Genomic DNA, 11,164 nt, shown 5'->3' with positions numbered 1-11,164 from the left:
CTCCCACCAGATCATCACCTGAGAAACCTCTCTCGTCTCATCCAAAAACTCAAAAAAGAACTCTCTGAAGCTAAAACCCAAATCAAATATGCCCTCTCCGTCCTCTTCCCCGAAGCTGAAAAACATTTCAACATCTTTACCCTCTCCTTCCTTAACATCCTTCTGCAATTTTTATGTTTTTTTAAACAGATAAAAGGTTTAAGGAATTTATAAAGGTTGAGATAAAAGACCTCGGATAAAAAATAAATAAATTTGAGGTGCCAAATTTTAGCCATATATATTTTAAAATTATTAATAAAAATATTAAAAGGTCAAGGGTAAAGATTTGCCCAAAAAAACTTTATTTCAAAAGTTTAAAAATCATTGGTAGAAAAAAAAGAAGTAATTAAGGAAGTGACCAACCTAAAAGAAGAATAAAAAACTTTATCACAAAAAAGATACATATTGCTAAAAAGAAAAATTTTATTGAACACCCCTAAGCTTTGCTTGACAAAATGAATTTTTGGCATAAAGTTATAAAACTACGTTTTTAATTTTTAAAAGCAGGAGGCAGGAAGTATGTCTTCAGTATTAACCCCCCAAACTCCTTGGGTAAAAAAGGAAGAGGTAAAAAGAGAATGGTATTTAGTGGATGCTAAAGACAAAGTGCTTGGTAGATTAGCTAGTAAAATAGCTACTCTTTTACAGGGGAAAAACCGTCCGGATTATACTCCCCATGTAGATCAAGCTGATTTTATAGTTGTTATCAATGCAGAAAAAGTTAAACTTACGGGTAAAAAACTTGAGCAGAAGGTTTATTGGCGTCATACTGGCTATATGGGTGGTTTAAAGTTGGAGACAGCTAAGCAGCTTTTAGCTAAGGATCCAGCAAAGGTTATTCTTCTTGCTGTAAAAAGGATGCTTCCTCGTAACAGGATGAGAAAAAAGTTGCTTAAAAAACTTAAAATATATGCTGGTTCCACTCATCCTCATATAGCTCAAAACCCTAAACCTTTGGACCTTTAAGGAGGTAGTAGAACATGGAAAGAATTTACGCCACCGGCAAAAGAAAAACCGCTGTGGCCAGGGTATGGATTTATCCTGGTACAGGACAAATTATTGTAAATGATAAGCCTTATAACGAATACTTTTATGACCATATCGTAGCAGAAGATGTTTTGTTTGCCCCATTTAAAATTACCAATCTCTTAGGTAAGTTTGATGTAAAATGTACGGTAAAAGGTGGAGGTAAGGCCGCTCAGGCTGAAGCCATAAGACATGGAATAGCTCGTGCTTTAGTCTTATATTCTCCTGATTTAAAAGTAGTTCTTAAGAAAGCCGGTTTTATCACTCGCGATCCACGTGAAAAAGAAAGAAAGAAATATGGATTGAGAGGAGCCAGAAGAGGTCAACAGTACTCCAAACGTTAATGGCTATTTGGGGCTACTTCAGGTAGCCCCTTTTAAATTTTTAAATCCAAGTTATCTTTTATGATAAAAGTAGCTATTATAGGGGCTACAGGATATACAGGGCTTGAACTTTTAAGGTTAGTAGAAAAACATCCTGGACTTCAAATCGAAGTTATCACCTCTCGAGAAAATCAGGGTAGGTCTTTAGAAGAAGTTTGTCGTTGGAGTGGAAAATATAAAGATCTTGTTTTTGAAGCTCCTGTGGTAGAAAACATAGCCCCTAAGGTAGATGTGGCTTTTTTATGTGTCCCTGCTGGAAAGGCTCAAGAATTAGCTTATCAGTTTTTAACACATAAAGTAAAGGTCATCGATTTTTCTGCAGATTTTAGGTTTAAGTCTACGTCGTTGTTTGAAGAAACATATCAACTACCTTATGTTTATCCAGAGCTTAACGACAAAGCAGTTTATGGGTTATGCGAAGTTTTTACAGAGGAGATTAAAAAGGCAGATTTGGTGGCAAACCCAGGATGCTATCCAACCTCTATACTTTTACCTTTAATTCCTTTGGTTAAGGAAGACCTTGTAGAGACTGATTTTATCATAGCCGACTCAAAGAGTGGAACCTCAGGGGCTGGAAGAAAGGCAGACCTTTATTACAGTTTTTGTGAAGTAAACGAAGATTTTAAGGCTTATAAAATAGCTTCTCACAGACACAATCCAGAAATAGAAGAAAAACTTTCTTTGTTTGCCAGAAAAGAGGTAAAGGTGGTTTTTACCCCCCATCTTTTACCTATAAACCGTGGGATTTTTTCTACGATCTATGTGAGGGCTAAATATCCAGTAAAAGTTTTAAGAGATTGTTTACAAACTTTTTATCAAAATAGACCTTTTGTACGTTTAGCTCCTGAAGGCACAGTCCCCACGATTAAAGAAGTTAAAGGCACCAACCTTTGCAAAATAGGCCTTTTTGAAGACAAAAAAAGAGGTTTTGTGGTTATCACTTCTGTGATTGATAACTTGATTAAAGGTGCAAGTGGTCAGGCTTTACAAAATTTTAACCTAATGTTTGGTTTTCCCGAAGAAACAGGACTTCCTTTTTCTCCTGTGTTTGTTTAAAAATGGCTGAGGTCAACATAAGAAATATTCGATTGTTTATAGCTTATGATGGAACTAATTATTTAGGTTGGCAGATACAACCTAAGGGGCCAACGGTCCAAGGAGTCATCCAAGAAGTTTTATCTAAGATCCTCGGGCATAAAGTAACGTTGAAAGCTTCAGGGAGAACAGATGCCGGGGTTCATGCCCTTCATCAAGTCGCTCATTTTTTGACTACTTCAGATAGGCCTTTAGAGATAATCTTTAAAGCTTTAAACAGCCTCTTGCCTAAGGACATTTCCGTTTGGAAGGTAGAGGAGGTTGATTTTAAGTTTCATGCACAAAAGCATGCATATAAAAAAACTTATGTCTATCAGATTTATAATTATCCCATAAAAAACCCTCTTTTGAGACTTTATTCTTGGTGGGTGCCCGAGCCGCTTGATTTAGAAGCCATGAAAAGTTGTTTGCCTTTAATTATCGGAGAAAAAGATTTTGCCAGTTTTAGAAAGGCTGGAACAGAGGTTAAAACTACGGTTAGAACGATTTATCAGGCAACCTTAGAAAGGTCATTAGAAAATTCTAACATGATCGTTTTTACGATAGAGGGTAGGGGTTTTATGCGTTATATGGTGAGAAACCTCGTAGGAGCTTTGGTTGAAGTAGGAAAGGGGCGTCTTACGGTAGAGGATTTCGAAAACATCCTTAACGCAAAAGATAGAAAAGTAGCACCACCTCCTGCTCCTCCTCAAGGTTTGATCCTGAAAAAGGTTGAATATCTTGACGTTAAGGTGTTAGAGAGTTATCCTCCTTTTGAGGTTAAAATCTAATCTGTTTAAGGAGTTAAACATGAAAACTGTTGAAAAGAAGCGATATACCTTGGAGACTGAAGTAGAAATAAGGTTAGATTTAACCGGAGAGTGGTTAGAGGAAAATGTGATCAACACAGGGATAGGGTTTTTAGACCATATGCTTGAGCTTTTTGCCTTTCACTCAGGGATCAAACTTCAAGTAGAAGCAAGAGGAGATCTTGAGGTAGACTACCATCATACCGTAGAAGACATAGGAATTACCTTAGGAGAGGCTTTAGACGAAGCCTTGGAAGACAGACGAGGTATGGCCCGTTATGGAGAAGCAACCATCCCTATGGAAGAGGCTTTAACTCAGGTGGTAATAGACCTTGCTAAGAGACCTTATTTTGTTTTTTTGGTTAACTTCCCCACCGAAAAGATAGGAAGTTTCGATGTAGAGCTTATAGAAGAGTTTCTAAGGGCTTTAGTTGTAAACGGTAGGTTCACTCTTCATGTGAGAAATTTTTATGGCAAAAATTCTCATCACATAGCCGAAAGTATATTTAAAGCTTTAGCTCATGCTTTTAGAAAGGCTTTAACCCCTCTTTCTCAAGAGGTCTTTTCGACTAAAGGTACCCTTTAAGTTAACACTTCTCTTTTTTTAAGAAAAGTTTTCCAGCTCTCAGGAATAAAGGGTGAAGAAATTTTTAGGGTTTTTTCTACGATAGGGTAGGTTAAAGCAGTCTTTAAGTTATTTTTAGAGGGTGGATAGGGAATTACTAAGAGAAGATAGATAAAGGTAATAAAAAGAGAGGCTTTAATAAGGCCTAATATACTTCCTAAAATTCTATCTGCCAGCGTAAGGTTTAATTTACCCAAAAAGACTGATAGAAGAAACCCTGCTAACACAAAGCTTAGATAGATCATAGCAAAGGATAAGATAAAACTTAGGATGGGAAGAACTTTGGGGTTTGAGGTGGTGATACTCCCTACAAAGGGTGCTATTTTTATAGAAAGCCATCCTGAGTAAAGAAAGGCTATCACCATCCCTAAAAGAGAGGCTATGGTTTTTACAAAACCTGACAAAAAACCTCTTATTGTAAAATAACTTAAAATAGCTAAGGCTACATAGTCAAACCATATCATTTTATTCTACCCACCAAAAGGTTTCTGTTTTTGTGTCCTTTAGAATGATGCCTTTTTTCTGTAGCTCTTCTCTTATCCGGTCTGCTTGCTGAAAGTTTTTTTCTTTTCTTGCTTTTTCTCTTTCTCTGACTAATTTTTCTACTTCTTCTAAGGTTAAACTTAAAGGTTTAAGTTTTTTTTCTCTTTCAGTTTTCCAGAAAGAAATTGGGTCAGTTTGGAAAAGTCCTAAAAGTTTGGAGGCTTCGTTTCTTACGTCTTTAGCGATGCTTTTAACCAGAATTTCTTCTTCAGACGTAAGTTGAGGAGTTTTACTTACAAAGTTGTAAAGTTCTTTTTCCAAATTAAAAAGATATCCCAAGGCCATAGCTGTATTTAAGTCTTCTAAAAGGGCAGAGATAAATTTAGTTTTAAATTCTTGATATGTTTTTTCTAAACGTCTTGCTTTTTCTGAAAGGAGTCCCTCCTTTAAGCTTTGTACTTTTTCGGCCCAGTATAAAGTCTCATAAAATCCATACACAGCTTTTTCTGTGTTTTTCAGGCTTTCTTCGGAATAGTCTAAGGGACTTCTGTAATGCATGGAAAGAAGAAAGGTTTTGATGACCTCTGGATGGAAACGTTCAAAAAGCCATTCCATAGTTACAAAGTTTCCCAGGCTTTTAGACATTTTTTCTCCGTTTATGGTTATCAAACCATGATGGACAAAATATCTGACAAAAGGTTTTCCTGTAGCCCCTTCGCTTTGGGCTATCTCGTTTTCATGATGGGGAAAGATTAGATCAAGTCCACCTCCATGTATGTCTAAGGTTTCTCCAAGGTATTTTAGTGCCATGGCAGAACATTCTATATGCCATCCTGGACGTCCTAATCCCCAAGGACTTTCCCAGAAAGGTTCTCCTGGCTTGGCAGATTTCCATAAAGCGAAGTCTAAAGGATTCTCTTTCTTTTCTGAAACCTCAATCCTTACCCCAGAAAGCAACTCTTCGATTTTTCGCCCAGAGAGTTTTCCATAAGAAGGAAATTTTTCTACTCTAAAATAAACATCTCCGTTACTTTGATAAGCTAACCCCCGCTCTATTAAAATTTGTATAAGACTGATAATTTCTGGAATATGTTCTGAGGCTTTAGGGGTATAGGTAGGTTTTAATAAATTCAGTTTTTCAACGGCTGTTTCATATTCTTTAACATATTTTTCTACCAAATCTTTCCAGAAAATACCTTCCTGGTTGGATCGATTGATGATTTTATCGTCAATGTCTGTAATATTTCTTACATAAACTACTTCATATCCTAAATAGGTTAGTACTCGAGTTAAAACGTCAAAAACCACAGCAGATCGTATATGTCCTAAATGAGGAGAATCGTATGCAGTAATACCGCACACATACATCGTTACTTTTGGGGGGTTTAAAGGGGAAAATTTCTCCAATTTTTTGGTTAACGTGTTGTAAAGTCTTAAGGTTTTTTCTTTCATCTTACTGCTCCCAGAGTTTATCGAAAATTTGGTAGGCTTGGGTTTTAAAATTTTGATCCCATTCAAAAACAGGATAAGAGTTTAACTCATACTCAACCAAAGTATTTGTTTCTGGTAAAAATCCTAATAGACTAATCTGAGGTTCTTTTATATTTTTTTTAACCAATTCTTCTATCTCTTCTTCCATGTCAGTTGACACTTTGTTTATTAACAGCCAGATTTTTTTGGCTTCAACCTTAAGGGATTGTACTAACTTCCAAATCCTTTCGGCTGTAAGTATTCCTCGAGGATTTGGGTCTGAAACGATGATAAGATGGTCCATTTGAGTTAGGTTTAACCTAGAAAGATGCTCCATGCCTGCTTCGTTGTCTATAACCACGTATGGATAGTTTTTAAACAACCTGGCTAAAGCTTGGGAAAGAAAAGAGTGTATAGGACAATAACAACCCGCTTTTTCAGGATAACCCATTACTAAAAGCTCAAAGCCTGGATTTTCTATTAAAATTTCGTTTATTTTCATCTCAACGAATTCATAACGAGACATAAACTCAGGTACTTTATGAGCAAGAATCTCTTCTCTTATTTCACTTAAGGTTTTGAACTCTTTAATTCCTAAAAGCTCGTTTAGGTTGTAATTAGGGTCTGCATCTACGGCTAAAAAGGGGGTAAAGTTTTTTTCTATTAAGTAATTAATAAGCAAAGCACAGACGGTGGTTTTCCCTGTTCCTCCTTTACCTACTAACGAAATTTTAACGGACATTTTATCTTTTTCTTTTGTCAAGAAAAAGTTTATAAGTGTAGGAATCTATCAAGGCTTGACAGCTTGCCTCTAAAATGTCTGTTGATACCCCGACGGTCCCCCACTTTTTGTCTTTACTTTTAGAAAGGATAAACACCCTCACTTTAGAAGAGGTACCAGGAAGTCCCGGGAGTACCCTAACTTTGTAGTCTTCAAGTTCCATCTCCTTGATTTGAGGATAAAACCTTTCTAAAGCCTTTCTTAAGGCATTGTCAAGGGCGTTAACAGGTCCATTGCCTAAGGCTGCAGTATGTTCTACTTCTCCTACACCAGGTGGTACCCTTACGATCACTGTCGCTTCAGATTGAGCTTCGTGTTTATAAGACTTTAGGTCAAGCACTTTGTAACTTAAAAGTTCAAAGTACTGTTTAGGCTCTCCCATCAAACGATAGATTAAAAGCTCCAAACTGGCTTCTGCAGCTTCAAACTCAAACCCGTTTGCCTCTAATTTTTTTATTTCCTCTACTATTTTACTTAAAAGAGGACTATCTAATTCTAAGTCAATCCCCAGTTCTTTGGCTTTATAGATGATGTTGCTTTTACCAGAAAGTTCTGAAACTAAGACTCTTCTGGTGTTCCCCACAAGTACCGGGTCTATATGTTCATAAGTTGAAGGGGACTTCAACACCGCAGAAACATGTACTCCTCCTTTATGGGCAAAAGCAGAACGACCTACAAATGGAAGCCTTGGAGGATGAGAAAGATTTGCTATCTCAAAGACATATTTAGAAACCTCTGTAAGTTTATAAAGCATTTCGGCACAACTACAGCTATATCCCATCTTAAGGACTAGGTTAGGTATGATAGAACAGAGGTTGGCATTACCACACCTTTCTCCTATACCGTTTATCGTCCCTTGAACTTGGGTGGCTCCCAATCTTACAGCTTCTAAACTGTTGGCTACAGCACACTCAGAATCGTTATGAGCATGTATCCCAAAAACTAAGTCCTCGCCTAATTCTTTTTTTACCTGGGTAATAATTGTTCCGATCTCATGGGGAAGGGTACCCCCATTGGTATCGCAAAGAATTAAGGAATCTGCTCCTGCTTCTTTGGCTTTTTTAAGAACGGCTAAAGCATACTGAGGATCTGCTTTGAATCCATCAAAAAAGTGCTCTGCATCAAAGAAAACTTTTTCGACATGAGGTTTAAGGTATCTGATAGAATTGCCGATGAGCTCTAAATTCTCTTCTAAAGAAATTTTTAAAGCTTCCTTTACGTGTATGGTCCAGGATTTACCAAAGATGGTAACTACAGGTACTTTCACCTGTAAAAGCTGTTTAAAAATTTCGTCTGTTTCTGGAGATTTTTTAGGATGATAGGTACTTCCAAAGGCAACTATTTTGGCATGTTTAAGATGGTAGTCTTTTATTTCTTTAAAAAACTGAAAATCTTTGGGGTTAGAACCAGGCCATCCACCTTCTATGTAGTCTATTTTAAACTCATCAAGTTTCAGGGCTATCCTTATTTTGTCTTCTAAAGAAAAATTAACCTCTTCAGCTTGACTGCCATCTCTTAAGGTAGTATCGTATATTTCAACTCTTTTCATGGTGTTTATTTAGTTTTTTTAGGTCTTTTTATAAAAGTCTTTTCCTCTTTTATATTTTCTTGGTCTAATTGAAAAGCTTCATGTAAAGCTCTTACTGCAAGTTCGGTATATTTTTCGTCGATCACGCAGGAGATCTTGATTTCAGAGGTAGAAATCATCATAATATTAATACCATGTTTGGCCAAAGTTTCAAACATCTTGGTTGCTACTCCTGAATGGGTACGCATACCAGCTCCGACGATAGAAACTTTAGCGATTTTATCATCCCCTTCTACTCTCTCAGCCTTTAGTTTTTTAGCCACCTCTTTTACTATTTCTAAGGCTTGAGAATAGTCTGTTCTCGGGACAGTAAAGGTAATATCAGCTTTATTGTCAGGGTGCACCGTTTGAATGATCATGTCCACAATAATACCCTTTTCTCCTATAGGGCTAAAGATCTGAGCTGCAATGCCTGGTTTATCTGGAACCCCATATATGCTTATACGCGCTTCATTCCTGCTGTAGGTTATACCTGATACTAACACCTTTTCCATCTCTTCATCCTCCTCGGTTATTAAGGTTCCCTCTGCTTCTGTAAAACTTGATTTTACTACTAAATTTACTTTATATATCATGGCTAATTCTACAGACCGCATTTCTAAAACTTTAGCTCCACTGCTTGCCATTTCAAGCATCTCTTCATAGGATATCTTTTTAAGCTTACGAGCATTACTTACTACACGTGGGTCAGCAGTGTATACACCCTCAACGTCTGTGTAAATCTCGCAAAGGTCAGCCTTTAGTGCAGCAGCTAAAGCTACTGCAGTGGTATCAGAACCACCCCTTCCAAGGGTAGTTATATCTCCTTCTTCAGTGACCCCCTGGAAACCTGCTACTACTACGATTTTCCCCTGGTTAAGTTCTTTTTTTATTTTATCTACCTTGATCTCCTTTATTTTGGCTTTGGTAAAAAGGTTGGTGGTGTAGATAGGTATTTGGTAACCTAAAAAAGCCACTGAGTCAAATCCCATGCTTTGAAGGGTTATGGCTAATAAAGCTGAGGTAACCTGTTCTCCAGTGGAAACTAAAAGGTCTAACTCCCTTAGAGGAGGATTTGGGGTGATCTCTTTGGCTAAATTGATCAATCGGTCTGTTTCTCCTGCCATCGCAGAAACTACCACCACCAGGTCATGCCCTTCTTTTTTATACTTGATTACCCTCTCTGCTACTTTTTTTATCCTTTCTATGTTAGCTACCGAGGTTCCACCGTATTTTTGAACTATTAACATTACTAACCTCCCTTACCCCAGATAGGATCCTCTCCAAAATGCTCGAACCACCAATCTTCTGGATTAAGTATATTATCATTAGGTTCTAAATTTATCAAGTAATTATCACAATATTCCATAAGAAGGGTATAGGCTTCATTTATTTTTTTTATCGTAGAATTATCTCCCCCAACATCGGGATGGTGTTTTTTGACCAAACGATGGTAAGCTTCTTTAATTTCCTTTCTCGTAGTTTTTTTAGGTAGGTTTAAAATCCTTCTTGCCTCTTCAATTTTTTCCCATTTTTTCGTTCGACTCATATAACACTATATTATTAAAAAATTGATTTTAAACAAGAGGGAAAAATTAAAATAAACTTAAAATCACAAGCCCAACTAAAACGGAGAGTAGGGTTACCGGAAGACCGATTTTTAGGTATTCAAAAGAGCCAATCTTTACTTTTGAAGAAGCTCCTTCGATGACGATGATGTTAGCGATAGACCCAAGGATGGTTAAATTCCCTGCAAAAGTCGAGGACATCGCTAAGAAAAACCAGGCTTTTTCGTCATTAAAGTAATTAACTATAAGAGGTTTAAAGATCAAAACTGCAGGAACGTTGCTTACAACGTTAGAAACTAAGAGAGAAGAAAATACCAAAGATAGAGGGGCCGTTACTAACATCTGAAAATGTTCTACCAAACTATAAAAAACTACAGATTTTTCAACCCCTTTTATGACGATAAAAAGCCCTATAAAAAGGATTAAAAGTCTAAAGTCTATCAGGTTATACACCTTTTCAGGCTTAACCCTTCTGGTAATCAACAGAAATGACCCTACACCTATAGAAACAATTTCCATAGGTACGTTTAAAAAGAAAAGAATTACTGTGATTAGGACTACCAAAGAAGATTTAATGACCGAAGGCTTATTGTATCTATATTTTAAGGCTTCTTCGGGGGTTTTTACTGATGAGGTTAAATCTTTTTTGTAAAACCTGTGGATTACCCCAGCACAGATAAAAGCTACTGGAAATAGATGAAAAAAGAAAAAAGAATTTACTTGTAAGATATGCCTGAAGCAGCCCCAATTATGATGTTTTGGGGGTTTCCTGTGATGGTAGCTACACCACCTATGTTAGCTGACATGCAAAGGGCTAAAAGATAAAGGTTTGGGGTTTAGTTTTATCCTCTGGGTTGACGCAAGGATAAAGGGAGTAAAGATTAAACAAACTGTGGCGTTTATAAAAAAGCAGATAACATGCCTGAAGTAAAAATCAAAAGGTAAAGTAGTTTTGAGGGGTTTTGTACTCTTTGGGCTAAAAAGGATAACACGATAACACAAGGTTAAAAAATCCAGACAACCTCAGGTTAGCGATCAAGATCCTCATCCCAAAGAGGATTAAAAATGGTTTTATAATCTATGGCTTCATAAGCTTCATATACAGATAGACTCCCAGAGATTACCATAAGAGAGGCACCTATGATAGCTGCTCCTGTACGGTCAATCCTGAATAACGGAGGTTGTCCTATAGCCATCAATAAATAGGTAAAGGAAAAAATAACCTTTGCAACAACCTGAGCCAGTTGATAAGCCTCTTTAGAGGAGACAGAAAGGCTTGATTAGTTTTTAAAAAATTCGCTTTCTTTAAAAACCTCTGCCGTAAAAAGATAGATTTCTA

General features: G+C 36.9%; 14 protein-coding genes. 5 read left to right on the top strand and 9 right to left on the bottom strand.

From position 1 onward, the window contains the following. The first annotated feature begins 558 nt into the window (after positions 1–558). Genes rplM through hisB form a run of 5 tightly spaced genes read left to right on the top strand, consistent with a single transcriptional unit; the run spans position 559 to position 3,917 of the window. Positions 559–1,005: a 50S ribosomal protein L13 gene (rplM, locus tag PWP26_RS07895; RefSeq protein WP_038062849.1), complete on the top strand. Its 447-nt coding sequence runs from the start codon at positions 559–561 to the stop codon at positions 1,003–1,005. Positions 1,006–1,019: 14 nt separating this feature from the next. Next, positions 1,020–1,409 (top strand): 30S ribosomal protein S9, encoded by a 390-nt coding sequence (gene rpsI, locus PWP26_RS07890; RefSeq protein ID WP_038062851.1) that lies wholly within the window; start codon positions 1,020–1,022, stop codon positions 1,407–1,409. A 60-nt stretch (positions 1,410–1,469) separates the two neighbouring features. Continuing rightward, entirely contained in the window at positions 1,470–2,504 is a 1,035-nt protein-coding gene (gene argC, locus PWP26_RS07885) for an N-acetyl-gamma-glutamyl-phosphate reductase (protein ID WP_287568763.1), read from the top strand. Between the two features lie 2 nt (positions 2,505–2,506). Then, positions 2,507–3,313 carry a tRNA pseudouridine(38-40) synthase TruA gene (truA, locus tag PWP26_RS07880; RefSeq protein ID WP_051754522.1) on the top strand — a complete coding sequence of 269 codons (807 nt, stop codon included), beginning with the start codon at positions 2,507–2,509 and terminating at the stop codon, positions 3,311–3,313. A 19-nt stretch (positions 3,314–3,332) separates the two neighbouring features. Beyond that, on the top strand, positions 3,333–3,917 hold the full coding sequence (hisB, locus tag PWP26_RS07875; RefSeq protein ID WP_038062862.1) for an imidazoleglycerol-phosphate dehydratase HisB: 585 nt from the start codon (positions 3,333–3,335) through the stop codon (positions 3,915–3,917). Here hisB and PWP26_RS07870 read toward each other — a convergent pair. The 9 genes from PWP26_RS07870 to PWP26_RS07835 all read right to left on the bottom strand — a co-directional run bounded on the left by PWP26_RS07870 (position 3,914) and on the right by PWP26_RS07835 (position 11,021). Further along, positions 3,914–4,420 (bottom strand): CvpA family protein, encoded by a 507-nt coding sequence (locus PWP26_RS07870; RefSeq protein ID WP_022855368.1) that lies wholly within the window; start codon positions 4,418–4,420, stop codon positions 3,914–3,916. The two genes, hisB and PWP26_RS07870, sit on opposite strands and share 4 nt — an antisense overlap. A 1-nt stretch (position 4,421) precedes the next feature. Then, on the bottom strand, positions 4,422–5,891 hold the full coding sequence (gene cysS, locus PWP26_RS07865) for a cysteine--tRNA ligase (protein WP_038062865.1): 1,470 nt from the start codon (positions 5,889–5,891) through the stop codon (positions 4,422–4,424). Position 5,892: 1 nt separating this feature from the next. Next, positions 5,893–6,651 carry an AAA family ATPase gene (locus tag PWP26_RS07860; protein ID WP_038062869.1) on the bottom strand — a complete coding sequence of 253 codons (759 nt, stop codon included), beginning with the start codon at positions 6,649–6,651 and terminating at the stop codon, positions 5,893–5,895. A 1-nt stretch (position 6,652) separates the two neighbouring features. Beyond that, positions 6,653–8,239, bottom strand: a complete 1,587-nt coding sequence (gene cimA, locus PWP26_RS07855) for a citramalate synthase (RefSeq protein WP_301399360.1) — start codon at positions 8,237–8,239, stop codon at positions 6,653–6,655. A 5-nt stretch (positions 8,240–8,244) separates the two neighbouring features. Continuing rightward, on the bottom strand, positions 8,245–9,507 hold the full coding sequence (locus PWP26_RS07850; protein ID WP_022855372.1) for an aspartate kinase: 1,263 nt from the start codon (positions 9,505–9,507) through the stop codon (positions 8,245–8,247). Positions 9,508–9,509: 2 nt separating this feature from the next. Continuing rightward, positions 9,510–9,806, bottom strand: a complete 297-nt coding sequence (locus PWP26_RS07845; RefSeq protein WP_287568762.1) for a J domain-containing protein — start codon at positions 9,804–9,806, stop codon at positions 9,510–9,512. Between the two features lie 46 nt (positions 9,807–9,852). Beyond that, positions 9,853–10,488 (bottom strand): SLC13 family permease, encoded by a 636-nt coding sequence (locus PWP26_RS07840; RefSeq protein ID WP_367652125.1) that lies wholly within the window; start codon positions 10,486–10,488, stop codon positions 9,853–9,855. Between the two features lie 53 nt (positions 10,489–10,541). Continuing rightward, the gene (locus tag PWP26_RS08215; protein WP_353735841.1) at positions 10,542–10,631 is read right to left on the bottom strand and encodes a hypothetical protein; all 90 of its coding nucleotides are present in this window, start codon (positions 10,629–10,631) and stop codon (positions 10,542–10,544) included. Positions 10,632–10,853: 222 nt separating this feature from the next. Continuing rightward, positions 10,854–11,021, bottom strand: a complete 168-nt coding sequence (locus PWP26_RS07835; protein ID WP_158506229.1) for a hypothetical protein — start codon at positions 11,019–11,021, stop codon at positions 10,854–10,856. Between the last annotated feature and the right edge of the window lie 143 nt (positions 11,022–11,164).

It is taken from the genome of Thermodesulfobacterium sp. (assembly GCF_030445475.1).
Lineage (GTDB): Bacteria > Desulfobacterota > Thermodesulfobacteria > Thermodesulfobacteriales > Thermodesulfobacteriaceae > Thermodesulfobacterium > Thermodesulfobacterium commune.
Note: the sequence above shows the minus strand (reverse complement) of the source record. Positions and strands in the feature narration are given on the sequence as shown.

What these genes read in the sequence shown, in the direction of transcription:
- rplM (WP_038062849.1), top strand. Translation starts at nt 559, where the DNA reads ATGTCTTCAGTATTAACCCCCCAAACTCCTTGGGTAAAAAAGGAAGAG.
- rpsI (WP_038062851.1), top strand. Translation starts at nt 1,020, where the DNA reads ATGGAAAGAATTTACGCCACCGGCAAAAGAAAAACCGCTGTGGCCAGG.
- argC (WP_287568763.1), top strand. Translation starts at nt 1,470, where the DNA reads ATGATAAAAGTAGCTATTATAGGGGCTACAGGATATACAGGGCTTGAA.
- truA (WP_051754522.1), top strand. Translation starts at nt 2,507, where the DNA reads ATGGCTGAGGTCAACATAAGAAATATTCGATTGTTTATAGCTTATGAT.
- hisB (WP_038062862.1), top strand. Translation starts at nt 3,333, where the DNA reads ATGAAAACTGTTGAAAAGAAGCGATATACCTTGGAGACTGAAGTAGAA.
- PWP26_RS07870 (WP_022855368.1), bottom strand. Translation starts at nt 4,420, where the DNA reads ATGATATGGTTTGACTATGTAGCCTTAGCTATTTTAAGTTATTTTACA.
- cysS (WP_038062865.1), bottom strand. Translation starts at nt 5,891, where the DNA reads ATGAAAGAAAAAACCTTAAGACTTTACAACACGTTAACCAAAAAATTG.
- PWP26_RS07860 (WP_038062869.1), bottom strand. Translation starts at nt 6,651, where the DNA reads ATGTCCGTTAAAATTTCGTTAGTAGGTAAAGGAGGAACAGGGAAAACC.
- cimA (WP_301399360.1), bottom strand. Translation starts at nt 8,239, where the DNA reads ATGAAAAGAGTTGAAATATACGATACTACCTTAAGAGATGGCAGTCAA.
- PWP26_RS07850 (WP_022855372.1), bottom strand. Translation starts at nt 9,507, where the DNA reads ATGTTAATAGTTCAAAAATACGGTGGAACCTCGGTAGCTAACATAGAA.
- PWP26_RS07845 (WP_287568762.1), bottom strand. Translation starts at nt 9,806, where the DNA reads ATGAGTCGAACGAAAAAATGGGAAAAAATTGAAGAGGCAAGAAGGATT.
- PWP26_RS08215 (WP_353735841.1), bottom strand. Translation starts at nt 10,631, where the DNA reads ATGTCAGCTAACATAGGTGGTGTAGCTACCATCACAGGAAACCCCCAA.
- PWP26_RS07835 (WP_158506229.1), bottom strand. Translation starts at nt 11,021, where the DNA reads ATGGCTATAGGACAACCTCCGTTATTCAGGATTGACCGTACAGGAGCA.